This window comes from Paraburkholderia caribensis, from assembly GCF_002902945.1.
GTDB lineage: Bacteria > Pseudomonadota > Gammaproteobacteria > Burkholderiales > Burkholderiaceae > Paraburkholderia > Paraburkholderia caribensis.
The window spans coordinates 1875705-1901873 of the sequence record NZ_CP026101.1; the positions used below are offsets into that span (position 1 = coordinate 1875705).

General features: G+C 64.2%; 19 protein-coding genes and 1 other RNA gene. 12 read left to right on the forward strand and 8 right to left on the reverse strand.

The window, feature by feature from the left end:
* Positions 1 to 179 precede the first annotated feature (179 nt).
* Positions 180 to 278: signal recognition particle sRNA small type (gene ffs / locus C2L66_RS08310), an RNA gene on the reverse strand.
* A 432-nt stretch (positions 279 to 710) separates the two neighbouring features.
* On the opposite strand from ffs, the gene trxA reads away from it, so the two are divergent.
* From trxA to C2L66_RS08345, 7 genes are all read left to right on the forward strand, one after another.
* A complete protein-coding gene (trxA, locus tag C2L66_RS08315; protein WP_007586494.1) occupies positions 711 to 1037 on the forward strand; it encodes a thioredoxin TrxA in 327 nt (108 codons plus the stop codon).
* A gap of 291 nt (positions 1038 to 1328) precedes the next feature.
* Entirely contained in the window at positions 1329 to 2594 is a 1266-nt protein-coding gene (gene rho / locus C2L66_RS08320; RefSeq protein ID WP_036005054.1) for a transcription termination factor Rho, read from the forward strand.
* A gap of 150 nt (positions 2595 to 2744) precedes the next feature.
* Positions 2745 to 3245, forward strand: a complete 501-nt coding sequence (locus tag C2L66_RS08325) for a MerR family transcriptional regulator (protein WP_054930405.1) — start codon at positions 2745 to 2747, stop codon at positions 3243 to 3245.
* A 71-nt stretch (positions 3246 to 3316) separates the two neighbouring features.
* Positions 3317 to 4153, forward strand: coding sequence for a M90 family metallopeptidase (locus C2L66_RS08330; protein ID WP_060600715.1), 837 nt, complete (start codon positions 3317 to 3319; stop codon positions 4151 to 4153).
* A 179-nt stretch (positions 4154 to 4332) separates the two neighbouring features.
* Entirely contained in the window at positions 4333 to 4596 is a 264-nt protein-coding gene (locus C2L66_RS08335; protein WP_036005045.1) for a type B 50S ribosomal protein L31, read from the forward strand.
* A gap of 297 nt (positions 4597 to 4893) precedes the next feature.
* Positions 4894 to 6651 (forward strand): ArnT family glycosyltransferase, encoded by a 1758-nt coding sequence (locus C2L66_RS08340; RefSeq protein ID WP_054930403.1) that lies wholly within the window; start codon positions 4894 to 4896, stop codon positions 6649 to 6651.
* Positions 6652 to 6653: 2 nt separating this feature from the next.
* Positions 6654 to 8033, forward strand: a complete 1380-nt coding sequence (locus C2L66_RS08345; RefSeq protein WP_060602659.1) for an MATE family efflux transporter — start codon at positions 6654 to 6656, stop codon at positions 8031 to 8033.
* 205 nt (positions 8034 to 8238) lie between these two features.
* Here C2L66_RS08345 and C2L66_RS08350 read toward each other — a convergent pair whose 3' ends face one another.
* Positions 8239 to 8649, reverse strand: a complete 411-nt coding sequence (locus C2L66_RS08350; RefSeq protein ID WP_060600712.1) for a carboxymuconolactone decarboxylase family protein — start codon at positions 8647 to 8649, stop codon at positions 8239 to 8241.
* Positions 8650 to 8678: 29 nt separating this feature from the next.
* A complete protein-coding gene (locus tag C2L66_RS08355) occupies positions 8679 to 9059 on the reverse strand; it encodes a MerR family transcriptional regulator (protein WP_054930401.1) in 381 nt (126 codons plus the stop codon).
* Between the two features lie 184 nt (positions 9060 to 9243).
* Here C2L66_RS08355 and C2L66_RS08360 point away from each other — a divergent pair, with 184 nt between their 5' ends.
* The 4 genes from C2L66_RS08360 to C2L66_RS08375 all read left to right on the forward strand — a co-directional run bounded on the left by C2L66_RS08360 (position 9244) and on the right by C2L66_RS08375 (position 19018).
* On the forward strand, positions 9244 to 15297 hold the full coding sequence (locus C2L66_RS08360; protein ID WP_060602656.1) for an alpha-2-macroglobulin family protein: 6054 nt from the start codon (positions 9244 to 9246) through the stop codon (positions 15295 to 15297).
* 12 nt (positions 15298 to 15309) lie between these two features.
* Positions 15310 to 17712, forward strand: coding sequence for a penicillin-binding protein 1C (pbpC, locus tag C2L66_RS08365; RefSeq protein WP_060600709.1), 2403 nt, complete (start codon positions 15310 to 15312; stop codon positions 17710 to 17712).
* A 182-nt stretch (positions 17713 to 17894) separates the two neighbouring features.
* The gene (locus tag C2L66_RS08370) at positions 17895 to 18419 is read left to right on the forward strand and encodes a ComEA family DNA-binding protein (protein WP_054930407.1); all 525 of its coding nucleotides are present in this window, start codon (positions 17895 to 17897) and stop codon (positions 18417 to 18419) included.
* Between the two features lie 155 nt (positions 18420 to 18574).
* Positions 18575 to 19018 carry a YidB family protein gene (locus C2L66_RS08375; protein ID WP_054930399.1) on the forward strand — a complete coding sequence of 148 codons (444 nt, stop codon included), beginning with the start codon at positions 18575 to 18577 and terminating at the stop codon, positions 19016 to 19018.
* Between the two features lie 133 nt (positions 19019 to 19151).
* Here C2L66_RS08375 and clpB read toward each other — a convergent pair whose 3' ends face one another.
* Positions 19152 to 21749, reverse strand: a complete 2598-nt coding sequence (gene clpB, locus C2L66_RS08380) for an ATP-dependent chaperone ClpB (RefSeq protein ID WP_054930398.1) — start codon at positions 21747 to 21749, stop codon at positions 19152 to 19154.
* A 371-nt stretch (positions 21750 to 22120) separates the two neighbouring features.
* Entirely contained in the window at positions 22121 to 22618 is a 498-nt protein-coding gene (locus C2L66_RS08385) for an Rrf2 family transcriptional regulator (RefSeq protein WP_054930397.1), read from the reverse strand.
* A 240-nt stretch (positions 22619 to 22858) separates the two neighbouring features.
* Between C2L66_RS08385 and C2L66_RS08390 the strand changes: the two genes are divergently transcribed.
* Positions 22859 to 23419: a group III truncated hemoglobin gene (locus C2L66_RS08390; RefSeq protein ID WP_060600706.1), complete on the forward strand. Its 561-nt coding sequence runs from the start codon at positions 22859 to 22861 to the stop codon at positions 23417 to 23419.
* A 139-nt stretch (positions 23420 to 23558) separates the two neighbouring features.
* Here the strand turns inward: C2L66_RS08390 and moaE are convergent, their stop codons facing one another.
* Genes moaE through C2L66_RS08405 form a run of 3 tightly spaced genes read right to left on the reverse strand, consistent with a single transcriptional unit; the run spans position 23559 to position 25611 of the window.
* Positions 23559 to 24029 (reverse strand): molybdopterin synthase catalytic subunit MoaE, encoded by a 471-nt coding sequence (gene moaE, locus C2L66_RS08395; protein ID WP_054930395.1) that lies wholly within the window; start codon positions 24027 to 24029, stop codon positions 23559 to 23561.
* Between the two features lie 20 nt (positions 24030 to 24049).
* Positions 24050 to 24307, reverse strand: coding sequence for a molybdopterin converting factor subunit 1 (gene moaD, locus C2L66_RS08400; protein WP_054930394.1), 258 nt, complete (start codon positions 24305 to 24307; stop codon positions 24050 to 24052).
* 38 nt (positions 24308 to 24345) lie between these two features.
* Positions 24346 to 25611: a molybdopterin molybdotransferase MoeA gene (locus tag C2L66_RS08405; RefSeq protein ID WP_176056860.1), complete on the reverse strand. Its 1266-nt coding sequence runs from the start codon at positions 25609 to 25611 to the stop codon at positions 24346 to 24348.
* Positions 25612 to 26169 lie beyond the last annotated feature (558 nt).

Here is a 26169-nt window from a genome sequence, read left to right on the forward strand (position 1 = left end):
CGGAAATTGTATCAGCAAGACTGACGCGTAAAGACGAATCGGTAGCGTGTTCAGACAAGGCGCGACGACGCTTTGACGCTTCATTGAATTTCGCTAGGCAGGCGATAGAAGATGCCGCGTTTCGAACGACGCTGCAAAGAGAACAAACAGGGAAAGTAAAACGAGGGGGAAAAAAGGAAGGTGACGAGCCTGACCCTCGGCACTGGCGGAAAACGGCTGTGGCTGCTTCGTTCCCGACCTGACCAGGTTGACCGCACCTCCATGCGAGGAGGCCCGTCACGTCGTATTCTAACATCGCTCGTTGCGCTGCGCGAGAGGCTCGCAGACAAAACGCGCAGAAACCTCGTTCGAACTTCGCTGCGGCCCTCTTGTGTTCGCGCAGGCGAACTCCAGATAGGTAATGTCACGAGGGACCGCCACGCTTCGTATCGACACTGGCATCAACTGAATCATGTGAGGCGCGGCGCGGAAACCCTACTGTCGGAATGCGTACTATCACGACGGGCAACGCATAGCAATTTAGGCTAAACTGACGTTCAAGTGGCCCGCAAAGCCAAGCCAGCCCGCCCTCCTGAAGGTGTCCCCACGATACTTCCCGCGGTGCGTTTGATGGTTTGTCCTGTGGCGAAGCGAACGGAAAGTTTTCTGATTTTGTTGTATCGTGGCGGGCATTCAAAGCAGGCCTCGAACCGAAAGAGGTATTCACACAAATGAGCGAACACATCAAGCATATTAGCGACGCGTCGTTTGAACAGGACGTCGTCAAATCCGACAAACCCGTGCTGCTCGATTTCTGGGCGGAATGGTGTGGCCCGTGCAAGATGATCGCGCCGATCCTCGACGAAGTTGCGAAGGACTACGCTGATCGCCTGCAGATCGCCAAGATCAATGTCGACGAGCATCAATCCACGCCCGTCAAGTTCGGCGTGCGCGGCATTCCCACGCTGATCCTCTTCAAGAACGGCGCGGTCGCTGCACAAAAGGTCGGGGCATTGTCGAAGTCGCAACTCACCGCGTTCCTCGACGGCAATCTTTAATCTGCACCCGCGGACGGCACGCGCGCAGCAGGCGCGTTGCCCGGCTCGCGCAGTGCGTCGGCAATGAAGTCCCGCCACGCATGAAGCGAGCCGCATGATTCTTGTTGTCGCTGGACAACAATGACAACAAGAATCATGCGCCGACAAAGAACCGGCCGCGCAGGCTGGTTTTGGCGTGTGCTATGCTAGAATCCACAAAACGTCTAAAAGACGAGTAAGTCCTTGAGCGGTTCCGCTCACTTCTCCTCCCAGATTTCATTTCAGGTCGCACCTTCTCTGCGGGTTCTCCGTATGCATTTATCCGAGCTTAAGACTCTGCACGTGTCCCAATTGATCGAGATGGCCAATGGTCTCGAGATCGAAAGTGCGAACCGCCTGCGCAAGCAGGAACTGATGTTCGCCATTCTAAAAAAGCGCGCCAAAACGGGCGAAACGATCTTCGGTGACGGCACCCTCGAAGTGCTGCCAGACGGCTTCGGCTTCCTGCGCTCGCCGGAAACCTCGTATCTCGCCAGCACGGACGACATCTACATCAGCCCGTCGCAAATCCGCCGCTTCAACCTGCATACGGGCGACACGATCGAAGGTGAAGTCCGCACGCCGAAGGACGGCGAGCGCTACTTCGCGCTGGTGAAGGTCGACAAGGTCAACGGCCAGCCGCCGGAAGCCTCGAAGCACAAGATCATGTTCGAGAATCTGACGCCGCTGCACCCGAACAAGGTGCTGCTGCTCGAACGTGAAATGCGTGGCGAAGAAAACGTCACGGGCCGGATCATCGACATGATCGCGCCCATCGGCAAGGGTCAGCGCGGCCTGCTCGTCGCGTCGCCGAAGTCCGGCAAGACCGTGATGCTTCAGCACATCGCGCATGCCATCAAGCAGAACCATCCGGACGTGATCCTGTTCGTGCTGCTGATCGACGAACGTCCTGAAGAAGTGACGGAAATGCAGCGCTCGGTGGCGGGCGAAGTCATTGCCTCCACCTTCGACGAACCGGCCGCGCGTCACGTGCAGGTCGCCGAAATGGTGATCGAAAAAGCCAAGCGCCTCGTCGAAATGAAGAACGACGTGGTCATTCTGCTCGACTCGATCACCCGTCTCGCACGCGCCTACAACACGGTTGTCCCCGCATCGGGCAAGGTGCTGACGGGCGGTGTCGACGCGAACGCGCTGCAACGTCCGAAGCGCTTCTTCGGCGCGGCCCGTAACATCGAGGAAGGCGGTTCGCTGACCATCATCGGCACGGCGCTGATCGAAACGGGCAGCCGCATGGACGACGTGATCTACGAAGAGTTCAAGGGCACGGGCAACATGGAAGTGCACCTCGAGCGGCGTCTCGCGGAAAAGCGTGTCTATCCGTCGATCAACCTGAACAAGTCCGGCACGCGTCGCGAAGAACTGCTGATCAAGCCCGAGATCCTGCAAAAGATCTGGGTGCTGCGCAAGTTCATCCACGACATGGACGAAGTCGAAGCGATGGAATTCCTGCTCGACAAGATCCGCCAGACGAAGAACAACGCCGAATTCTTCGACATGATGCGTCGCGGCGGCGGCTAAATAACCGTCGAGGTTCGCATTCACCAAAAGCGCCTGCTTCCGAGCAGGCGCTTTTTTTTATCTTCGCGCCCAGCGCCTGCGCAAGCGACCATGCGAACCCGCGCCTATCTCTATAATGCTTCACGTCCCGCCGACCAGTGAAGCATCACCATGCCGATCGCCGACTCCCCCGTTCTGTTGACCGTTCGCGACGCCGCCGAACGCCTGGCCGTCACGCCGCGCACGCTCAAATACTACGAAGAGCGCGGGCTCGTCACGCCCAGCCGCAGCGAGGGCCGCTATCGTCTGTACGACGAGGAAGATCTCGAACGTTTTTCGCGCATCCTGCGTTTGCGCGCGCTCGGTTTTTCGCTGGCGGGCATTACCGAAATGCTGAAGCGGCCGCTCGAAAACACCGAAAGCGGACGCCGCGGCTATTCGATGGAATCGTTGCAGCAGATACGCGACGGTCTCGCGCAGCAGGTCGAGTCGCTCGATGCGCGGATCGAATCCGTGCAGCGCGAACTGAAGGAAGCGCAGAAGCTCAAAGCCGAACTGAGCGACGATCTGGATTACGTGCAGCGCCGTCTCGCCGGCGAGAGCGCCGACGAACTGATCCAGAAGCGGCGCGCATCGGCCGCGTTGAAGCGCGCCAAAGGCACGAAAGCCTGAACGCGGCAGGGACGGCCCGGCATGTCGCGCAACCGCCCGACATCGATCATTCAAACGAATCCACGCACGCGATGTTTTCGAAACTCACCCGATGGCTCGACACGCGCCGCCGCGACCGCGCGCTACGCACCTACGCGATCGACGACGCGCTCTGGCAGGCGACGCTCGACGGCCTGCCGTTCCTGTCGCATCTCGCGCCCGCCGACCTGCAGCGCCTGCGCGAGATGACGAGTCTGTTCATCGCGCAAAAGGAATTCTCGACCGCGCACGATCTCGAACTGACGGAGCAGATCACCGTCGCGATCGCCGTGCAGGCCTGCCTGCCCGTGCTCAATCTCGGGCTGGAGCTGTATCGCGGCTGGGTCGGCGTGATCGTTTATCCGGGCGAGTTCGTGATCCGCAAGACCGTTGAAGACGAGGACGGCGTCGTGCATGAAGTCGAGCACGACGCGAGCGGCGAAGCGTGGGAAGGCGGACCCGTGATCCTGTCGTGGGAAGACGCGCAGATGACGGACGGCTCGGACGCCTACAACGTCGTGATTCACGAGTTCGCGCACAAGATTGACATGGTGACGGGCGAAGCGGATGGCCACCCGCCCCTCTTTCGCAGGCTCCATGCGCCGCTCGACGCCGCCCAATGGGCGGACGTGTTCGACCACGCATACGATCAGTTCTGCGCGAAGGTGGACGCCGTGCCGGACCGCCGCTGGGCGCGCTTCGAGCGGGAATCGCTGATCGATCCTTATGCAACCGACCATCCGTCGGAATTTTTTGCCGTGTGCAGCGAGGCGCTGTTCGTGAAGCCGCGCGAGTTCGAAGCGGAGTATCCCGAGCTATACCGGCTGCTCGCGCGCTATTACCGGCAAGACCCCGCGCGCACGGGCGCGCTCGGCGACGTAAACGTCTGATTCGAAAAGAAAAATAACTGAAAGCAACCAAGCGCCGCGGCTGCCAGAAAACCGCCGAAAACCTCGTCAAAGGTCTGATTTTCTGGCATAATCGCCGTTTTTCGACCTTAGGCAAGTGGCTCGCGGTTGCGGAATCCTCCGGCTCCCGGGTTGGCTACCGCCAGACTAAAGGAAAGACCATGAAAGAAGGCATTCACCCGAATTACCGCGAAGTCCTGTTCGTCGATATGTCGATCGACTTCAAGTTCGTGACGCGCTCGACCATCCAGACGAAGGAAACGGGCGAATTCGAAGGCAAGACGTACCCGCTGGCGAAGATCGAAGTTTCGTCGGAATCGCACCCGTTCTACACGGGCCAGCAAAAGATCATGGACACGGCAGGCCGCGTCGAGAAGTTCAACAAGAAGTTCGGCGCCCGCGCTTCGGGCAAGGCCGGCAAGTAATACCCCGGGAAGTGACACACGGGTGGCCCCGACTATCGTCCGGGCCGCTACGATGCAAAAAGGGCAGCGAAAGCTGCCCTTTTTTGTCGGTGGACGCTTTATCGGCACACCGCCCGGGTTCGCATCGGCAATCCGCCCGGCCCTCGCCCGTTTATCTGCTGTGCAACTGTCTGTAAGGCAGCGTGTGACGCGCACCGCGCCACCCGTCTACAATGCCGCATGTCCGATTTCGAGACGCCTCCTGCGCTCCACCAATAACTCACGGCTGCCACGCGCGCGGCCCCACACGAACACCGCATGAGATCTGTCGTTCGCCTCACCGCCTCCGCCACCAGCGCGCTGCCGCGCTGGCTGCTGCTCACCATCTGCGTCGTGTATGCGTCGTTTGGCCTGTTCGGGCGCGACCCGTGGAAGAACGAGGATGCAGCCGGTTTCGGCGTCATGTGGACGATGGCCAACGGCTCCCTGCACGACTGGCTGCTGCCGAATCTGGTGGGCAAGTACATGACGTCGGATGCGCCGCTTGGCTACTGGCTCGGCGCGAGCGCGATCCGCGTACTGGACCCGCTGGTCGATGCAAGCAATGCGTCGCGCGTGTTCACTGGCCTGCTGTTCTGTGCGGCGTGCGCGTTCGTCTGGTACGCGGCCTATCTGCTCGGCCGCCGGCCCGAGGTTCAGCCGTTCAAATACGCATTCGGCGGCGAACCCGAGCCGCGCGACTATGGCCGCACGCTCGGCGACGGCGCGCTGCTGATCCTGCTCGCCACCTTCGGCCTCGCCGAGCGCGGCCACGAAACCACGCCGCAAATCGCACAGTTCGTCTGCATCGCGATGCTCGTCTACGGTCTGGTGCGGATGGTCGACAAACCCGTCCAGGGCGCGCTGATCTGGGGTGGCGCGATCGGCCTCGTCACGTTGACGAGCAGTCCTGTGCTGGTCGGCGCGCTGCTGATCGGCACCTTCGCGATGATGGTGATCGTCCACGAGACGCACTGGCGCACGCTGATGCTGGCCGGTCTGCCCGTCGCCCTGGCGTTGTCGGTGGCGTGGCCGCTGGCGGCCATCGCGCTCTATCCCGATGACGCCGTCTGGTTCCTCCAGCAGTGGATGCGCGGCAGTCTGCATGCGTTCGCGGGCCCGTATGGCTCGACGCTGCTCTACGCCCTCAAGAACCTGTCGCTGTTCGCGTGGCCCGCGTGGCCGCTCGCGATCTGGGCGTGGTTCAGCTGGGCCGGCCTGCGGCGCGCGCCGCACATCGCGATTCCGCTGTCGGTGATCGCGCCGATGCTGGTTCTCGTCGTGCTGCAAAGCCACGGCTCGAACCGTCTGTTCATCCTGCTGACGCCCGCGCTCGCGGTGATCGCCGCGTTCGCGCTGCCGACGCTCAAGCGCGGCGCGATCAACGCGATCGACTGGTTCGCGGTGCTCAGTTTCACCGTGCTGGGCTCGTTCGTGTGGCTGGTGTGGCTCGCGGGCATGACGGGCTTTCCGCATCAGCTGGCGCGCAATCTTGCGCGCCTCGCGCCCGGTTTCACGCCGCAGTTCAAGATCCTGTCGTTCGTATGCGCGGTTGCCGTGACCGTCTGCTGGTTCGTGCTGGTGCAATGGCGGGTGGCGCGTCATCCGAAGGTGCTGTGGCGCAGCGTCGTGCTGTCGAGCGCAGGCACGACGCTGATGTGGGTGCTGCTGATGACACTGTGGCTGCCCGTCGTCAACTACAGTCGGACCTACAAGGACGTCGCCCAGCAGATCGCCGCGCACCTGCCGTCCGACTACAACTGCATATCGCCCGCTCGCCTGGGCGACGCGCAGATCGCCACGTTCGCCTACTTCGGCGACATGCATTTTTCGTTCGACGAAGACTGCGACGTGCTGCTGCGCCAGGACACGCAGGACTTCGGCGAGCCGAGCGCGATGTCCAACTTCGTCTGGAAGCTCGTCTGGGAAGGCCGCCGCGTCGCCGACCGCGACGAACGCTTCCGCCTGTACGTGCGTATCGACCGGCCGCAGCCGCCCGTCAAGCGCCGCCCGTGGCGCCCGAAGAAAACTGGCTGACCATGTTCGCCGATGTGCGGAAAATCGCCGGGCTGGCGTGGCCCGTGCTGATCGGCCAACTGGCCATCATCGCGTTCGGGGTGATCGACACGGCGATGGTCGGCCGCTTCTCGGCAACCGATCTCGCCGCGCTCGGCCTTGGCTCGTCGATCTACATTTCCGTGTATATCGGTCTGACGGGCATTCTGACGGCGCTGCAACCGATCGCCGGTCAGCTCTACGGCGCGGCGCGCTACGAGGAAATCGGCGAGGAAGTGCGCCAGGCGCTGTGGCTCGCGCTGGCGCTCGCGGTAATCGGCTTTCTGATTCTCTTCTTCCCTCACCCGCTGCTGCAGCTTGCGCGAGCACCCGAGGCGCTGCGCGAGCGCACCGTGTCCTATTTGCAGATACTCGCGTTCGGCTTGCCCGCGAGCCTCGCGTTCCGCGTCTATAGCTCGTTGACGAATGCCGTCGGCCAGCCGCGGCTCGTGATGATCCTGCAGATCGGCGCGCTGCTGCTGAAGCTGCCGCTCAACGTGTTGCTGATTTTCGGCAAGCTCGGCTTGCCGGCGCTTGGCGGTCCGGGCGCCGCGCTCGCCAGCATTCTGATCAACTGGACGCTTGCCATCGTCGGCATGACGGTGATGACGAAGCTCGACGTGTTCCGGCCGTTCGCGATCTTCCGGCATTTCTGCTGGCCGGTGTGGCGGCGTCAGGCGGCGCAGTTGAAGCTCGGCGTGCCGATGGGGCTGTCGTATCTGATCGAGGTGACGTCGTACACGTTCATGGCGCTCTTTATCGCGCGCTTCGGCACGACGACGCTGGCCGGTCATCAGATCGCGGGCAACATCGGCGCGGTGCTGTACATGACGCCGCTGTCGATCGGCATCGCCACCTCGACGCTCGTCGCGCAGGCGCTCGGCGCGCATCGCTACGAAGCGGCGCGCACGCTCGCGCGGCACGGCATTGCGATGGCGGTGGCGATCGCGTGCTGCTACGGCGTGATCGTGCTCGCGCTGCGGCCCGTCATCATCGCGGGCTACACGCCGAACGCGCATGTCGCGCAAGCCGCGATGCCGCTCGTGCTGATCGTCGTGTTCTATCACCTGTGCGACGCGCTGCAGATCACCTCGGCGTTCGTGCTGCGCGCGTATCGAGTGGCCGTCGTGCCCACCGTGATCTATGCCGTTGCGTTGTGGGGCGTCGGGTTGGGCGGCGGGTATGCGCTTGGGTTCGACGTCGGCGGCTGGGTGCCCGAATCGTTCACGGGCGCGCGTGGATTCTGGCTCGCGAATGCGGCGAGCCTGCTGATCGCGGGCATCGGTCTCGCCTTGTATTTGCGGTCGATCAGCGCGCGGTCGGTGCGGCTGGGAGCCGTGCAGCAGGCGGACAGCGCGGCCTGATTCGCTTGCAGCCGGCGCTAACGCGGTGGCGCTCGTCCTCCGTGCCGACCGACAGCACCGCCCTGCTGCTCCGCAACCGACGATCTCCCTCTACAGACGGGGTTTTTGGAACGGGCCGCGTACGCCAGTTTGGAGAATGTTATTAAAACAGACCGTTAGTTGCACTCGAACCCTTCCGCCAACCCGCCGCCGATCATCCAACGACTCAGACTGCGGCCTCCGCCGCTTCCTCTTCATCGCGCCGCTCGAACACCTCGCGTGCCGCGAACAGCGCATTCAACGCCGCCGGAAATCCCGCATACACGGCCATCTGCATGAACACTTCGACGATCTCGTCGCGCGTGCAACCGACGTTCAACGCCGCTTCGATATGCACCTTGAGTTGCGGCTGCGCGTTGCCGAGTGCGGCCAGCGCCGCGATCGTCGCGATTTCCCGCGCGCGCAGGTCGAGTTGCGGACGGCTATACACGTCGCCGAACGGGAACTCGATCAAGAGCCGCGCGAAATCCGGCGCAATCGGCGCGAGCGATGCGATCACCTTCTCCCCTGCCGTGCCGTCGATTTCCTTCAGCTTGTCCCAGCCGCGTGCATAACGATCGTCGTGTGCGTGATTCATGGCAAGTCCTTTACATATGAGTTGTCGATTCATCCTGTCGATGCTTCACGTTCGGCCGCCTCGTAAAACGCGATCTTGTCGCTGATCGCGTCGAGGTTCGTCTGCAACTCGGCGATGCGCGCGAGCACGGCGTCGCGATGCTCGATCAGCATCGCGCGCCGCGCGCCGAACGTCGCGTCGCCTTCGGCACGCAACGCGGCAAACGCCTGCATGCCGGCGATCGGCATCCCCGTCGCCTTCAGACGCATCACGAATTGCAGCCAGTCGAGATCGGCGGGCGCATACAGGCGATGCCCCGCGTCCGTGCGGCCGATCGACCGCAACAATCCCGCCTGTTCGTAGTAACGCAGCGTATGCGTGGAGACGCCGCTCGTCGCGGCGACCTGACCGATGGTGAGAGCTTTCGACATGACGGAACTCAGGTTAGGACTTCGAGTGAACTCTAAGTCAAGCGCTATCTGACAATGCGTGACTTTGCGTGACAATGCGTGGGATTCAAGCGTGATCCTACCTGTGAAGCAGGTTGGGAACGTCGAAAGCGTCAGTTAGAATCGGCTCCCATCCGAAAGAAAAATGAAACCGGGAGCGCAGTCGATGCAAAGCGGCACCGTCAAACGTCAAGCGATATGGGCAGCCGCAGCGGCTGCGATGCTCGGTTTCCTCATCAGCGTCACATGGCACGCCGATGCAGCGCGCATCACGCAGGTCACGCCACAAGGCAAGGTCGCGCAGGTGCGCCAGGTGGTCGTCAAGTTCGACGAATCAATGGTCGCGTTCGGCGCCCCCGATCTGCCCGCGCCCGCGCGTATCAAGTGCAACGACGCATCGGCGAGTGCCGGCCAGCCGCGCTGGATCGACGGCAAAACCTGGGCATGGGACTTCACCGCCGATCTGCCGCCCGGCGTCGCCTGCTCGGTCGATCTGAACGACGGGTTGAAATCGTCGGCGGGCCAGGCGTTGACGGGCCCGCGTCACTACACGTTCGAAACAGGCGGCCCGTTCGTGCAGAACGTGCAGCCCTACGGCGGCGAAATCGAGGAAGACCAGGCGTTCGTCGTACGGCTCAACGGTCCGGCGACGGATGCGTCGGTGCGACAGCACGTGTGGTGCGAATCGAGCGGCCTGGGCAACCGGATTCCCGTGAAGAACGTCGATGCCGCCACGCGCACCGAACTGCTCAAGCGCTTCCGTCTGCAGAAGGAAGCGGCCCGCGTGCTGACGCTGCAATGCCAGCAGACGCTGCCGTCCGGCACGAAGGCGCAACTCGTCTACGGCAAGGGCGTCGCGAGTCCGAGCGGCATTGCCAACGACGTCGAGCGCCGCTTCGACTTCAACGTGCGCGAACCCTTTGCCGCGAGCTTCAGTTGCGAGCGCGAGAACGCGAAGGCGCCTTGCACGCCGTTGCGTCCGCTGCGCGTCCAGTTCAACGCGCCCATCCTGCGCACCGATGCGGAAAAGATTCGCATCAAGGGGCCGAACGGCGAGATCAAGCCAGGCTTCTCCCCTGACGACAAAGACCCGCAAACCAGCACCGTCGAATTCGCCGCGCCGCTGCCTGAGCGCACCGATCTGACCATCGAGCTTCCTGCGAATCTCAAGGACGTCAGCGGCCGCGCGCTGAGCAACGCGGACCTCTTTCCGCTGAAGACCGCGACGGCGCCGATGCCGCCGCTTGCGAAGTTTTCGTCGGGCACGTTCGGCATCATCGAGCGTTTCGCGGAACCGGGCATGCCCGCGCTCGTGCCCGTCACGCTGCGCAACGTCGAGGCCGATCTGCATATCGCGGGGCTCAATGCGGGCAACGCGCAGTTCACGAAGTTGCGCGTCGACGCCGACGGCGATATTCGCCGCTGGATGCGCAACGTCGACCGTTTCGACGGCTTCATGATGGACCGCCAGTCGATCAACCAGCAGATGCCGCAACTGCTCGCGCACAATCCGCATCCCGTGATCGTGCCGCGCCGGGCCGAGGACTCGGACCCAGCCGAGAACCGCAAGAATCCGCTGATCGACGTACGTTCGCTGTCGCTGCTCGCGGGTCAAGCGAACGTCGAAACGCTCGCGCTGCCGAAGGCCGATCCGAAAGCGCTGCGGCCTTTCGAAGTAGTCGGCGTGCCCGTGACGAAACCGGGCTTCTATGTGATCGAACTCGCGTCGCCAGCGCTCGGCGCATCGCTGCTCGGCAAGCAGGCGCCGATGTACGTGCGCACGGCCGTGCTCGTCACGAACCTCGGCGTGCACTTCAAGCAAGGCCGCGAGAATAGCGTCGTGTGGGTGACGACGCTCGACAAGGGCCAGCCCGTGCCGAACGCCGACGTGCACGTGAGCGACTGCAACGGCGACGAGCTTGCATCGGGCAAGACCGACGCGCACGGCGTGCTGACCATCAACCAGTCGCTGACGTCGCGCAACGAATGCAGCGAAGACAGCTTCGAAGGCTTCTTCGTGTCGGCGCGCATCGACGATCCGAAGACGGGTCACGACATGGCCTTTGTGCGCTCCGACTGGAATCGCGGCATCGAAGCGTGGCGCTTCAACGTGCCGACCGACACGAGCATCGAGCAGACCGTGCGCGCGCATACCGTGTTCGACCGCACGCTGTTGCGCGCGGGTGAGACGGTGTCGATGAAGCACATGATCCGCGTCGAGACGATGCACGGCCTCGCTTTCCCGAAGACCTACCCCACGCGCCTGACGATCCGCCATCTCGGCAGCGGACAGAGCTGGCATATGCCGCTGAAATGGAGCGCCGATCACACGGCGGACTCGACCTTCGCGATTCCCGCCGCGGCGAAGCTCGGCGAATACAGCGTGTCGCTCGATGACGGCGATGCAAGCGCGGCATCGAACGACGACACATCGAACAACGACAGCGACGACGACAGCAGCGCCGACTCGGCCCGCCATCGTTATTCGTCGGGCAGCTTCCGCGTCGAAGAATTTCGCCTGCCCGTATTCAAAGGCTCGATCGCCGTACGCGACGAAAAGAACCACCCGCTCGTTGCCGCGAGCGAAGCGCCCGTCACGCTGCAGATCGACTACATGTCTGGCGGCGGCGCGTCGGGCCTGCCCGTGCAGGTCTCGGCGCTGATGAAGAGCACGACGCCCGCTTTCGCCGGCACGTATCCGGAGTTCAGCTTCGCGCCGTACAAAAAACGCAACGACGCCAACGCGTCGTCCAATGACGAAGAAAGCGAACAGGCGGCCGACGACGACACGTCCAAGCTGGTCGCCGACAAGGAACCCGTTACGCTCGATCGCAACGGAGCGGGCAGCCTGAGCCTGAAGAATCTGCCGCAAGTGGATGCGCCGAAACGTCTCGCGCTCGAAGCGACCTTCGCCGATCCGAACGGCGAAGTGCAGACCATCAGCGGCAACGCGACGCTGTGGCCCGCCGCCGTCGTCGCGGGCGTGAAGTCGGGGCAATGGGTGTCGGTCGGCAATGCGGTGCCCGTTAAGGCGCTCGCCGTCGATCTGCAAGGCAAGCCGCGCGCGGGCGTGCCGCTCGAGGTGCGCGGCATCGCGCGTATCACGATCACGTCGAGAAAGCGCATGGTCGGCGGCTTCTATGCGTACGACAACCACACGGAAACCAAAGACCTCGGCACGCTGTGCAGCGGCAAGAGCGACGACCACGGCCTGATGACCTGCGACGCGAAGCTTAAGGAAGCGGGCAACGTCGATCTCGTCGTCACCGCGAAGGACGGCGAGGGCCATGCATCGACGGCCACGACTTCCGTGTGGGTCACGCGTGAGGAAGACCTGTGGTTCGGCGGCGAAAACACCGACCGCATCGACGTGCTGCCCGAAAAAAGCGCCTACGAACCCGGCGAAACGGCGCGCTTCCAGGTACGCATGCCGTTCCGCTTCGCGACCGCGCTCGTCGCCGTCGAGCGTGAAGGCATCGTCGAAACCCATGTCGTGAAACTGGACGGCAAGGACCCGACTGTCGAGCTGAAAGTGAGCGAAGCGTGGGGGCCGAACGTGTATGTGTCGGTGCTCGCGCTGCGCGGACGCATCCGCGAAGTGCCGTGGTACTCGTTCTTCACGTGGGGCTGGAAGGCGCCGCTCGAATGGGCACGCGCGTTCTGGTACGAAGGCCGCTACTACGAAGCGCCGACACCGCTCGTCGATCTGTCGAAGCCCGCGTTCCGCTACGGTCTGGCCGAGATCAAGGTCGGCACGGCCGCGCACAAACTGGCTGTGACAGTCACGCCCGACGCGAAGTCGTACACGGTGCGCGGCAAGGCGCATGTGAAGCTGCGGGTGCAAATGCCCGGCGGCAAGCCCGCGCCCGCCGGCACGCAGATCGCCGTCGCCGCTGTCGACGAAGCGCTGCTCGAACTGATGCCGAACAACAGCTGGGACGTGCTCGACGCGATGCTGCAACGGCGCGCGTATGGCGTCGAAACGTCGACTGCGCAGATGGAGATTGTCGGACGCCGGCATTTCGGCCGCAAGGCCGTGCCCGCTGGCGGCGGCGGTGGACACAGCTCGACGCGCGAACTGTTCGACACGCTGCTGCTGTGGAACCCGCGCGTGACGCTCGATGCGAACGGCGAAGCGTCCGTCGACGTGCCGCTCAACGACGCGTTGACGAGCTTCCGTATCGTGGCGATCGCGGCCGTCGGCGACGGCACGTTCGGCACGGGCAGCGCATCGATCCGCAGCACGCAGGACCTGCAACTGATCTCCGGCTTGCCGCCGCTGGTGCGCGAAGGCGACCAGTTCCGCGCGCAGTTCACGGTGCGCAACACGACCACGCGCGCGATGAAAGTGGTCGTCACGCCGAACGTGCCGGGCCTGTCGTTGCAAGCGCAAACCGTCGATATCGCCGCCGATTCGGCACGCGAAGTCGCCTGGACGGTCACGCCGCCCGACGGTCTTTCGGAGGCAAACCCCGCTGCGTTGACCTGGAACATCGGCGCAGCGGAACAAGGCGCATCGCACGCGACGGACGCGCTCAAGGTCACGCAACGCGTGACGACCGCGATTCCCATCACCGTGCAGCAGGCAACGCTCACGCAGGTCGACGGCACGTTCTCGCTGCCCGTCGCCGCGCCGCCGAACGCCACGGCCACGCAAGCGGGCGCGTTGCGCGGCGGCATCGCCGTGTCGCTGCAATCGAAGCTGTCGGACGGCATGCCGGGCGTGCGCCGCTGGTTCGAGCGCTATCCGTATAGCTGCCTCGAACAGCAGACGTCGGTTGCGCTCGGCTTGCGCGACCCGGCACGCTGGCAAGGCGTGCTCGCGCGCATGCCCGTCTATCTCGACAAGGACGGTCTCGCGAATTACTTCCCGCCCGGCGACGACAGCGGCAACACGGGCAGCACCACGCTCACCGCGTATCTGCTGTCCGTGACGGACGAAGCCGCGAAGCTCGACCCGCGCTTCGCGCTGCCCGACGATTTGCGCGCGAAGCTCGAAGGCGGTCTGGTCAGCTTTGTCGAAGGCCGGCTCGAACGCAACTTCTGGGCACCGCGCAAGGATCTCGATCTGCGCAAGCTCGCCGCGCTCGAAGCGCTGTCGCGTCACGGCGCCGCGCGCGCGAGCATGCTCGGCTCGATCGAAATTGCGCCGAACCAGTGGCCGACCTCGGCCGTGCTCGACTACTACGCGGTGCTGTCGCGCGTGAAGGACATTCCACAACGCGACGACAAGCTCGCGCAGGCCGAGCAGATCATCCGCGCGCGGCTCATGTATCAGGGCACGCGCCTCACCTTCTCGACAGCCGACAACGACGATCTGTGGTGGCTGATGTCGGGCACGGAGACCAATGCGGCGCGCACGGCGCTCACGTTCGTCGATATGCCCGGCTGGAAGGACGAGATGCCGCGCCTCGTCGCGGGACTGCTGGCGTTGCAGAAGAACGGCGCATGGCAGACGACGACGGCCAACCTGTGGGGATCGATTGCCGTACAGCGCTTCTCGCAGGTGTTCGAGAACGTGCCCGTGACGGGGCAGACGAAGCTGCAACTCGGCTCGACGGACAAGACGATTTCGTGGGGCCAGCCCGCTGCCGCCGCCGCGAACTATGCATCCGCAACGGCCGTCACGAAGACGGCCGATACGCGCAGCCAGTTGCTGCCGTGGCCGCCCGAAACGCGCAGCGCGCCCGTGTCGTTGACGCTGACGCACGACGGCACGGGCAAGCCGTGGGCGACCATCGAAAGCCTCGCCGCCGTCGCGCTGAAAGCGCCGTTCGCCGCCGGCTACCGGATCACGAAGACGGTCACGCCGATGGATCCCGCCGTGAAGGGCGTGAACACGCGCGGCGATATCGTGCGCGTGCATCTGGACATCGACGCCCAAACGGACATGACCTGGGTCGTCGTCAACGACCCCGTTCCGGCGGGCGCGACGATACTCGGCTCGGGCCTCGGCCGCGATTCGGAAGCCGCGACACAAGGCGAGAAGTCGAAGGGCGAGGCGTGGCCGGCCTTTGTCGAACGCGGTTTCGACGGCTATCGCGCGTACTACGATTACGTGCCGAAGGGCAAGTTCTCGGTGGAGTACACGGTGCGGCTGAACAACGTCGGCACGTTCGGTCTGCCGCCGACGCGCGTCGAAGCGCTCTACGCGCCGTCGACGTTCGGCGCGCTGCCGAATGCCGCCGTCGTCGTGAAGCCGGCGGCGGCTGCGAAGTAAGGAGAACGCGTGATGCGTGAATGCACGGATGCGATAGGCTGCCATGCTCTGCCCAAATGGCGGAGCGGGCGCATCGCGTTTGCGCGCATCGCGCTGTGCGCCCTGTTGCTTGCCGAGCCGCTCGCCGCGCGCGCGCTGCCCGCGTTCGACGATGTACGCACGCAATGGCGCAGCTCCGACTGGCTGCTGCTGTCGCGCGACGGCGTGCCGCTGCAACGCACGCGCATCGACAAAACCGAGCGGCGCGGCGACTGGGTCGCGCTGGCGGACGTCTCGCCGGCGCTGCGCGAAGCGATCGTCGTATCGGAAGACAAGCGCTTTTATGAACACAGCGGCGTCGACTGGCGCGGCGCGGCGGCCGCCGCGTGGGCGAATCTGTGGAATACGCGCACGCGCGGCGCGTCGACGGTCACGATGCAACTGACCGGTCTGCTCAACGACGACCGGGAGCGTTCGGGGCAACGCTCGATCGCGCAGAAGGCGAATCAGGCCGTCAGCGCGCTATGGCTCGAACACACATGGCGCAAGGATCAGATTCTCGAAGCGTATCTGAACCTCGTGCCGTTTCGCGGCGAGACGATCGGCCTGTCCGCGCTGTCGATCACGCTGTTCGGCAAGGCGCCTTCCGGTCTCGACGAACGCGAGGCCGCCGTCGCCGCCGCACTGATCCGTGCGCCGAATGCGCCGTACGCCAAGGTCGGCGAACGCGCATGCCGCATCCTGCGCGACATGCAGGCGCCCGAGCGCTGCGTGAATCTCGCGGCCTTCGTGCAACTCGCGTTCGCGCGCCCTGCTCCCGCGTGGCTGTCCGTCTCCCCCGATGCGCCGACGCTCGCGCCGCACGTCGCGCGGCGCATCGCGAGCGAAACGCATCCCGTTGCGGGCGCGCGCGTGACGAGCACGCTCGACGCGAAACTCCAGCGCTTCGCAAGCGATACGCTCACGCGCACGCTGGTCGAACTAAACGCGCCCGCGCATCCGCGCAACGTGCACGACGGCGCCGTGGTCGTACTCGATAACGCGACGGGCGAAGTACTTGCGTGGGTCGGCTCGTCGGGTGGACTGTCGGGCGCGCGCGATGTCGATGGCGTGCTCGCGCGCCGCCAGGCGGGCTCGACGCTCAAGCCGTTCCTCTATGCACAGGCCATCGACGAACGGCGCCTCACCACGGCCTCGCTGCTCGACGACGCGCCACTCGATCTGGCGGCGGGCGGCGGCCTGTATATACCTCAAAACTACGACAAGGACTTCAAGGGCTGGGTCAGCGTGCGCACGGCGCTCGGCTCGTCGCTGAACGTGCCTGCCGTGCGCACGCTCGTGATGGTCACGCCGCATCGCTTCGCGAAGACGCTCACCGCGCTCGGCTTGCCGCTCGAGCAAAGCGGCGACTACTACGGCTACTCCCTGGCGCTCGGCAGCGCGGATGTGACGCTGCTGTCGCTGACCAATGCGTATCGCGCGCTGGCCAACGGCGGGCTCGCCGCGCCGGCTGTCGACCTGCCGCGCCGCACGCCGCCCGCCCCGCTCGCGCGGCAACGCGTGTTCAGCGCCGACGCGAGCTACATCATCACAACCGTTCTGTCCGACAACAATGCGCGCACGCGCACGTTCGGCTTCGACAGTCCGCTCGCGACGCGCTTTTTCTCGGCTGTGAAGACGGGCACCAGCAAGGACATGCGCGACAACTGGACAGTCGGCTATACGTCGCGCTACACGGTCGGCGTGTGGGTCGGCAACGCGGATGGCCAGCCGATGTGGGACGTGTCCGGCGTGACGGGTGCGGCGCCGATCTGGGCCGCTATCGTCGGCTATCTGCACCGGCGCGTGCCGAGCGTCGCGCCGCGTGCGCCGGCAGGTGTCGTGCAGACGCGCGTGCGCTTCGACGGCAATATCGAGCCCGCGCGCAACGAGTGGTTCGTCGACGGCACGCAAACGCAGACAGTCGGGCTGGCTGCGAACGCCGTTTCATCCGACGACGCGAGCGACGTCGCGCGCGCATCGGGCAAGGCGGCCGCTTCGGCTTCGAATGCCGCGCCGCGCATCGGCTCGCCGACGGACGGCACGCTGTTCGCGCTCGATCCCGACATTCCCGCCACACGCCAGCGGGTCGTGTTCGAACGCGCGAGCGGCGCGTCGGGGCGCGCCAACTGGCGCCTCGACGGCAAGCCGATCGGCGGCGAAGCACGCGTGCTGTGGCTGCCGTGGCCGGGACGCCATGTGCTCGAACTCGTCAATGCGGATGGCTCGAGCGCCGATTCGGTGCGCTTCGAGGTGCGCGGCGCGACCGCGCACCAGGCCGTGCCGCCGCGCGCCGGCAAGCCGGGTACGGCACACGCCCGCGCGGCGTCACAGCCCGCTCAAACTCCTCTGACATCCCCGCTGCAAGACAGCACAACGAACGGGCAAAAGCTTTAAATTTGGTGAGCTTGCATTGCCTTGTCATGATGCGAACGGTATAAATCGGCCGATTCGCGCCTCGTCTCGCGCCGTTCGGTGAAAGAGGACAGCAAATTGTCCTATGCTTGAACGCAGTGCTTGCTCAAATGGAAGCGTCGTCCGTTCCCGGCTACCTGTTTGCCCTCAATGGAGTGATTGCCATGTTGAAAAAGCTGTTGATGCTGATCGCCGTGCTCGTCCTGTCGCTGTCGGCGGGATTGGCGGCCGCTGTCGAAGTCAATTCCGCCGACCAGGCCGCGCTTGAATCGGTCAAGGGCATCGGCCCCGTCCATGCCAAGGCGATCATCGACGAACGCACCAAAAATGGCCCATTCAAGGATGCCGACGACCTCGCCAACCGGGTCAAGGGCATCGGGCAAAAGTCGGTGAAGAATCTCGAAGCGGCTGGCCTGACGATCAACGGCTCGTCGGCGCCGCCGACAGGCGCACCCGCCAAGGCGCCGGCGGGCACGATGTCGAAGTCCGCACCCGCACCCGCCGCGACCACGGCGCAAACCCCGGCGCCTGCCGAGGCCGCCTCGGGCGGCAAGGCGTCGAAGTCGAAGAAGAGCAAGGCCGATGCGGCTGCGGCGGCGTCCGCGCCTGCCACCGCGTCGGACACAACGGCTTCGAAGTCGAAGAAATCGAAGAAGAGCAAGGCTGCGTCCGCTGCGTCGGGCGTATAAGGACGCGCAATCCGGCCGCGTCCCGTCGCCGCACTGCCTCACGCCTATATCGACGGCCATTGCTGTCACTATTGGTGCCGCGCTCCGCGCGGCGTTCCGTTCCCCGCCGGCGCACGCTTCCCCCGCGTCGCACCGGCTTCTCAAGAGAGATTGTCATGAGCCTACTCGACTCCCTCGGTTCCATGCTCGGCGGCGGCAACTCGCCGCAGGGCGGTGGCCAGGCTGCGCTGATCGCCGCCGCACTCGAATTCGTCAACAACCAGCCGGGTGGCCTGAACGGCCTGATCCAGCGCTTCCAGCAAAACGGCGCGGGCGACATCATAGGCTCGTGGGTCGGCACGGGCGAAAACCAGCCAATCGCCGCCGACACGCTGCATAACGTGCTCGGCTCCGAAGCTGTTACCAATATGGCGGCAAAAGTCGGCGTCGAACCTTCGATGGTGACGGGGCTGCTGTCGCAAGTCCTGCCGCACGTCATCAACGCCGCGACGCCGAACGGCGAAGTGCCCGCCGACGGCAAGCTCGATGCAGGCGGCGTGTCGGGCGCATTGGGCGCACTCGGCCAGCTTGCGGGGCTGTTCGGCAACAAGAATGCCTGAACGCCGCGGTTCGCCACACGCGGCCTCTTTGACGCGCTGAGTATAAAAAAAGGGCAACGAATCACTTCGTTGCCCTTTTTGCTTTGCACCGGAACCCAGGCGTCGACCTTCGACGCTCGGTTCCACTGACGCCTTAGTGCACGACCCGCTCGAACACGAGCTTGCCGTTCTCGACCTCGACGGGGATCACGTCCTTCGGACCGAACTTGCCGGCCAGAATCAGCTTCGCGACGGGGTTCTCGATCTCCTGCTGGATCGCGCGCTTCAACGGCCGCGCGCCGAACAGCGGGTCATAGCCGACCTTGCCGATCAGTTCCAGCGCCGCATCCGATACGACCAGCTGCATGTCGAGCTTCGCCAGCCGGTCGTGCACGCGCTCCAGCTGGATCTTCGCGATCGACTGGATGTTCGAGCGATCGAGCGCATGGAACACGACGACGTCGTCGATCCGGTTCAGGAATTCCGGCCGGAAATGCAGCTTCACTTCCTCCCAGACGGCATCCTTCACGGTCTCTTCCGGCTGGCCGATCATCGACTGGATCACCTGCGAGCCGAGGTTCGAGGTCATCACGATCACCGTGTTCTTGAAGTCCACGGTGCGGCCCTGGCCGTCCGTCATGCGGCCGTCGTCGAGCACCTGCAGCAGCACGTTGAAGACGTCTGGGTGCGCCTTCTCGATCTCGTCGAGCAGGATCACGCTGTACGGCTTGCGGCGCACCGCTTCCGTCAGATAACCGCCCTCCTCGTAGCCGACGTATCCCGGCGGCGCGCCGATCAGGCGCGCGACGCTGTGCTTCTCCATGAACTCGCTCATGTCGATGCGAATGAGGTGATCTTCCGCGTCGAACAGGAAGGCGGCGAGCGCCTTGCACAGCTCCGTCTTGCCGACACCCGTCGGGCCGAGGAACAGGAACGAGCCATACGGACGGTTCGGGTCCGACAGACCGGCACGCGAACGGCGGATCGCATCGGCGACGGCGCTGATCGCTTCGTCCTGGCCGACCACGCGCTGATGCAGCTTCTCTTCGATCTGCAGCAGTTTTTCACGCTCGCCCTGCATCATGCGCGACACGGGGATGCCCGTCGCGCGCGACACGACCTCGGCGATTTCCTCGGCGCCGACCTGCGTGCGCAACAGGCGCGGACGCGTCGGATTGCTCTGCTCTTCCGCTTCGGCCTTGGTGACCGCCTTCAGTTGCGCCTCGAGTTGCGGCAGCTTGCCGTACTGCAGCTCGGCGACCTTCTCCAGCTTGCCTTCGCGTTGCAGGCGGGTGATTTCCGCGCGCGTCTTCTCGATCTCTTCCTTCAGCTGCGCGCTGCCCTGCACGGCCGCTTTTTCCGCCGTCCAGATTTCTTCGAGATCCGAATATTCGCGGTCGAGCCGCTCGATTTCTTCCTCGATCAGTTGCAGGCGCTTCTGCGACGCTTCGTCCTTTTCCTTCTTGACGGCTTCGCGCTCGATCTTCAGCTGGATGCGGCGACGATCGAGTCGGTCCATCTCTTCCGGCTTCGAGTCGATTTCCATCTTGATCTTCGACGCGGCTTCGTCGATCAGGTCGATGGCCTTGTCCGGCAGGAAACGGTCGGTGATGTAGCGATGCGACAGTTCCGCCGCCGCGACGATCGCCGGGTCGGTGATATCGACGCCGTGGTGCAGCTCGTAGCGCTCCTGCAAGCCGCGCAGGATCGCGATGGTCGCTTCGACGCTCGGCTCGTCGACGAGCACCTTCTGGAAGCGGCGCTCCAGCGCGGCATCCTTTTCGATGTACTTGCGATATTCGTCGAGCGTGGTCGCGCCGACGCAATGCAGCTCGCCGCGCGAGAGCGCCGGCTTGAGCATGTTGCCCGCGTCCATCGCGCCTTCGGCCTTGCCCGCGCCGACCATCGTATGGATTTCATCGATGAAGACGATGGTCTGGCCTTCGTCTTTCGCGATGTCGTTCAGCACAGCCTTCAGCCGCTCTTCGAACTCGCCGCGATACTTCGCGCCCGCGAGCAGCGCCGCCATGTCGAGCGACAGCACGCGCTTGCCCTTGAGCGTCTCGGGCACTTCGCCGTTGACGATGCGCTGCGCGAGGCCTTCGACAATGGCCGTCTTGCCCACGCCCGGCTCGCCGATCAGCACCGGGTTGTTCTTGGTGCGGCGCTGGAGGATCTGAATAGAACGGCGAATTTCGTCGTCGCGGCCGATCACCGGATCGAGCTTGCCCGCGCGGGCGCGCTCGGTCAGGTCGATCGTGTATTTCTTCAGCGCTTCGCGCTGGCTTTCGGCGTCCTGGCTGTGCACCTGCGCGCCGCCGCGCACGGCCACGATGGCCGCTTCGAGCGACTTGCGCGACAGGCCGTGCTCGCGCGCGAGACGGCCCGCTTCGCCTTTGTCGTCGGCGATGGCGAGCAGGAACATTTCGCTCGCGATGTAGGTGTCGTTGATCTTCTGCGCTTCCTTGTCGGCCTGGTTCAACAGACCCGTGAGATCGCGGCCGATCTGCACGTTGCCGTCCGTGCCCTGCACTTGCGGCAGACGCGTGATGGCGTCGGCCAGCGCCGTTTGCAGCGCCTGAACGTGCACACCGGCGCGCGACAGCAGCGAGCGCGCGGAGCCGTCCTGCTGCGCGACGAGTGCCGCTAGCAGGTGGACGGGCTCGATGTACTGATTGTCATGACCGACGGCAAGGCTTTGCGCATCGGCCAACGCTTCCTGGAATTTAGTGGTGAGTTTGTCGACTCTCATCTAGGAGACCTCCAAATTTCGATTACCACCAAAATGAGGCGTTTTCTGCCGGTTTCAAGCGCTTTTTTGCATCAGGGAGAGAGAATTTACACGCCAGCAGCACGATCGTGCGGGACGCGTGAACGGAGCCGGAAGCCCGCCGGCACAACCACCGAGTGTAGCCCGGCGCAGGATCGTACGAAAGCGACGGACGAAGCCGCACGCACGACCCGGCGCGGATGGCCGGCGGGCAGCCGACAGTTCGGAACGGCAGGCCGTCCAGGCCTGCGGGCGCGCCGGGCGCGGGGCGCGAGGCGCGACGTACGCCGGACCGGGCGAGCGAGCGTTAGACGAAACCTCCGCGACGCGATGCTTGCTCCACCCGAAGGCGCTCAGGTGCCCGTCGACACAGCGGGCACGATCGGCACGACGGCGGCCGAGGGCTTCAACCCGAGCAGCGACATCAGCGGCGACGCCGGCTCGGCGATGTCGCGGATCGTAAAGCTGTCGAGTTCACGGAAGAAGGCCGAGCGCGCGGATTCGAAGACGTGCTTCAGCCGGCATTGCGACTGAATGACACACTCGCGATGCACGCCGCTTGCGTCGGCGCCGTTGAAGCAGGCGACCAGCGCAAAGTCGTTCTCGGCCGCCCGCACCACTTCGCCGATGGTCAGCGACGACGAATGTTCGTACAGCCGCAGACCGCCATTGCGCCCGCGCACGGTCTCGACCCAGCCAAGTTCGGCGAGCCGCTGAACCACCTTCATCAGATGGTTCTTCGATATGCCATAGGCATCGGAAATATCTTGGATTGTTGCCAGTCCTTCGGAACGAACCGCGAGGTAAAGCAGCACGCGCAGCGAGTAATCGGTATAGTCTGTGAGTCTCATTGAAAGGCAAATCGCGACGGAGTCAGCGTGCGGAATGTTCACGCCGGCTCCACTAACGCCGGTACTGCTGCCGCGCAATAACATGCGTGTATAACACATCTTATTGCCACGTTTATCTCGTTATTTCGCGTAACTATAAACGGTAACTTTCCTTTTAAGCGCACTTTTTCTGATTTTAGAGCGCGAGCGCCTAAAACGTTTGCGATGACGGGTTTGCCCCGACTCAGTTTTGTTCCAGATATGAAGTCCGATAATTCTTCAGATATTCCCGCTATCGAACCACTCGCCACGCGCTACGCCGAGCCCACCGAGGACAACATCCGCGAGCTGGTCTACGCGTTTTACGACCGCGTACGCGCCGACGCGCTGCTCGGCCCCGCATTCGAGCAGAAGCTCGCCGGACGCTGGGACGAGCATCTGCCGAAGATGTGCGTGTTTTGGGGATCGCTGGTGCTGGGCGCGAAGCAGTATCGCGGCAACGTGCAGCAGGCGCACATGCCGCTCGCGGGCCTCGAACCGCGCCACTTCAGCCGCTGGCTGTTCCTGTTCCTGGACACGGTCGAGTCACGTTACGAACCGGCAGCCGCCGTGCGCTTCATGGAACCGGCGCTGCGTATCGCGCAGAGCCTGCAGCTGAGCAAGTTCGGTTGGGACTATCGGATTCCTGCCGAACAGCAGGATTTGCTGGACCGGATCGCGCCGCGCCGCCGCTCGCGCGACGAGCACATGGACGAACATGCGCAGCCGCGCGGCGAGCCATTTCCGGCAAAAATCATCGGTAAATCGCGCGACGACGATTAAGCTGATCGAACGGTCAGGATTAATCGTGCGATTCGAAAATGGGGACTCGAGAATCGCGATTTAACATTTCGCGCGGGATTAACGCTTACCCGTTATTTTTTTGAAACGTTCAATGAATAACGTTTAATCTGCTTTCGAATCAGCGCGAATTCTGCGATTTCAATCCCCAGCGCGCGAGTGCCTCGTCGTCGGCCACGCGCGCATCGACCCAGCGCTCGCCGCTTGCCGTCTTCTCTTTCTTCCAGAACGGCGCCTGGGTCTTCAGGTAGTCCATGACGAACTCGCACGACGCGAATGCGTTCCCGCGATGCTTCGACGTGGTCGCGACCAGCACGATCTGGTCGAGCGGCATCAGCTTGCCGACGCGGTGCACGATCAACACCTCGGTGCCCGGCCAGCGCTCGCGCGCGGCGTCGACGATCGCCTCCAGCGACTTCTCCGTCATGCCCGGATAGTGCTCGAGTTCCATGGCCTGGACGGTTTCGCCTTCGTTGATGTCGCGCACCGTGCCGACGAAGCACGCCACGGCGCCCACCTTCGGATTCTGCGCACGCAACGCGGCCACTTCCGTCGACAGGTCGAAGTCTTCTGTCTGGACTCGGACGGTCATATCGTTCCTCGCTGGCTGATTCAGCCGCCCGTGACGGGCGGAAAGAACGCGACTTCGCAGCCGTCGGTGAGACGCACGTCCTCGTTCGTCATCACATGATTGAAGGCCATACGCAGCGCGCGGCCTTCAGCGAGCGTCTCGTCCCACACGCCGCCCCGCCCGCGCAGCCACGCACGCACGTCGCCGAGCGTCGCGATGCCTTCGGGCACATCCACGACTTCGTGGGACCGGCCGAGCGCTTCACGCACGCTCGCAAAATATTTCAGCTGGATGTTCATCGTCGGTAACAGCCCAATTGCGGCCCCTGGGGCCATGCTCAGTTCAGCAACTCGGAAAACGGGATGAAGCGCACGGTCTCGCCGGCGCTGATTGCATGATTCGGCGGATTGTCGATCAGGCCGTCGCCCCAGACCGTCGACGTCAGCACGGCGGAACTCTGGTTCGGGAACAGATCGAGGCCGCCCGCGGCGTTGACGCGCGCGCGCAGGAATTCGTTGCGGCGATCGGCCTTTTGCTGGGTGAAATCGGCGCGCAGCGACAGCGCGCGCGGCGTCACCGTGCGCACGCCGGCGAGGCGCAGCAGGAACGGTCGCACGAATAGCAAAAACGTGGCGAAGGTCGAGACGGGATTACCCGGCAGGCCGATGAAGAAGGTTTCGTTCGAGCCGGTGTTTTGCGCATCGGGCGCCGACGTGCGGCGAATCGCGCCGAACGCGAGCGGCTTGCCGGGCTTCATCGCGATCTGCCACATCGACAGACGCCCTTCCGCCTCGACGGCGGGTTTCACGTGATCTTCCTCGCCCACCGACACGCCGCCGCAGGTGAGGATCAGGTCATGACCTTGCGCGGCTTCACTCAGCGTTTTGCGCGTCGCGTCGAGTTTGTCGGGCACGATGCCGTAGTCAGTCACTTCGCAACCGAGCTTGTGCAGGAGGCCCGTCAGCGTGAAGCGGTTGGAGTTGTAGATCGCGCCGGGCTTGAGCGGCTCGCCGGGCATGGTCAGTTCGTCGCCCGTGAAGAAGACGGCGACTTTCACGCGCCGCACCACGTCCAGATTCGCGCAACCCACGGACGCCGCGAGTCCCAGCGCCTGCGGCGTGAGCCGCGTGCCCGCGGGCAGGATTGTCGCGCCCTGGCGGATGTCGGCGCCCTGTTGCGTGATCCATTCGCCCGCTTTCGGTGTGTGCAGGATCGTCACTTCGTCGCCGGCCGCTTCCGTCTGCTCCTGCATCACGATGGCATCGGCGCCGGGCGGCACCGTTGCGCCCGTGAAAATGCGCGCCGCCGTGCCTTCGGCGAGCGGCTGTGGCGCGTGGCCCGCCGGGATGCGCTGCGAGATGGGCAGACGGCGATCGCCCTGCGACAGCTCCGCGACGCGCACTGCGTAGCCGTCCATCGAACTGGTGTTCATCGGCGGGACGTCGAGCGGCGAGATGACGTCGGACGCGAGTACGCGGTTGATGGCTTCCAGGGTTGGCAGCGTTTCGTTGCCGGCGATCTGCGCGGCGGCGCCTAGTAGGGTCGCCAGGGCGTCGGCGGTCGAGAGCATCGGTGCGCGCTGCGCAGGTGATGGTGTGGACATCGGAGCGGGTGAGGACGATTCGGAAAGAATCATTGTAGCGGGAGGACAGGTTTTTTTTATCTGCGATGCTGGGGGTTTGGTTTTTGACTTTTTTTTGGGGGGGTGGTGTTTGCTGCGGTGGCAAGTTTGGCGTCTGCGCGGGCAGTTTGGCGTCGGCGCTGGCAGTTTGGCGTCTGCGCTGGCATCCGCGAATCGTTAGCTCGCTTCACGCGTCGCCCCTGTGCGGGGCGGCACCTACTTTTCTTTGCCGCCGCAAAGAAAAGTAGGCAAAAGAAAGCGGCTCACACCGCCAATTCTTGACGTTTACCCACGGGCCCCCAACGTCCCCACGCTTCATACAGCGGTGCCCTTGGCCAGTGCCCGTCGCCAACGCTTCGAATGAACGCCTCACCCGCTTCAAATACCCGTAGCCGGGCAAGCGGCAGCGAATCGTATATGCCGCCCAGGTGGCAAACTGTGTGTAGGTTGTCGCGTCGTATAGGGTGGCGCTCTTACAGGGTGGAACACGTGTGCTAACGGTCCGGAGTGAGGCGTGTGAAGCACTACGGCCTACACACA

Bases quoted from the DNA above. Each gene is read 5' to 3' on its own strand.
- C2L66_RS08325 (WP_054930405.1), top strand. From the start codon at position 2,745: ATGCCGATCGCCGACTCCCCCGTTCTGTTGACCGTTCGCGACGCCGCC.
- C2L66_RS08335 (WP_036005045.1), top strand. From the start codon at position 4,333: ATGAAAGAAGGCATTCACCCGAATTACCGCGAAGTCCTGTTCGTCGAT.
- C2L66_RS08360 (WP_060602656.1), top strand. From the start codon at position 9,244: ATGCAAAGCGGCACCGTCAAACGTCAAGCGATATGGGCAGCCGCAGCG.
- clpB (WP_054930398.1), bottom strand. From the start codon at position 21,749: ATGAGAGTCGACAAACTCACCACTAAATTCCAGGAAGCGTTGGCCGAT.
- C2L66_RS08350 (WP_060600712.1), bottom strand. From the start codon at position 8,649: ATGAATCACGCACACGACGATCGTTATGCACGCGGCTGGGACAAGCTG.
- C2L66_RS08340 (WP_054930403.1), top strand. From the start codon at position 4,894: ATGAGATCTGTCGTTCGCCTCACCGCCTCCGCCACCAGCGCGCTGCCG.
- C2L66_RS08330 (WP_060600715.1), top strand. From the start codon at position 3,317: ATGTTTTCGAAACTCACCCGATGGCTCGACACGCGCCGCCGCGACCGC.
- C2L66_RS08385 (WP_054930397.1), bottom strand. From the start codon at position 22,618: ATGAGACTCACAGACTATACCGATTACTCGCTGCGCGTGCTGCTTTAC.
- moaE (WP_054930395.1), bottom strand. From the start codon at position 24,029: ATGACCGTCCGAGTCCAGACAGAAGACTTCGACCTGTCGACGGAAGTG.
- C2L66_RS08375 (WP_054930399.1), top strand. From the start codon at position 18,575: ATGAGCCTACTCGACTCCCTCGGTTCCATGCTCGGCGGCGGCAACTCG.
- C2L66_RS08355 (WP_054930401.1), bottom strand. From the start codon at position 9,059: ATGTCGAAAGCTCTCACCATCGGTCAGGTCGCCGCGACGAGCGGCGTC.
- pbpC (WP_060600709.1), top strand. From the start codon at position 15,310: ATGCGTGAATGCACGGATGCGATAGGCTGCCATGCTCTGCCCAAATGG.
- C2L66_RS08390 (WP_060600706.1), top strand. From the start codon at position 22,859: ATGAAGTCCGATAATTCTTCAGATATTCCCGCTATCGAACCACTCGCC.
- C2L66_RS08345 (WP_060602659.1), top strand. From the start codon at position 6,654: ATGTTCGCCGATGTGCGGAAAATCGCCGGGCTGGCGTGGCCCGTGCTG.
- C2L66_RS08405 (WP_176056860.1), bottom strand. From the start codon at position 25,611: ATGTCCACACCATCACCTGCGCAGCGCGCACCGATGCTCTCGACCGCC.
- C2L66_RS08370 (WP_054930407.1), top strand. From the start codon at position 17,895: ATGTTGAAAAAGCTGTTGATGCTGATCGCCGTGCTCGTCCTGTCGCTG.
- rho (WP_036005054.1), top strand. From the start codon at position 1,329: ATGCATTTATCCGAGCTTAAGACTCTGCACGTGTCCCAATTGATCGAG.
- moaD (WP_054930394.1), bottom strand. From the start codon at position 24,307: ATGAACATCCAGCTGAAATATTTTGCGAGCGTGCGTGAAGCGCTCGGC.
- trxA (WP_007586494.1), top strand. From the start codon at position 711: ATGAGCGAACACATCAAGCATATTAGCGACGCGTCGTTTGAACAGGAC.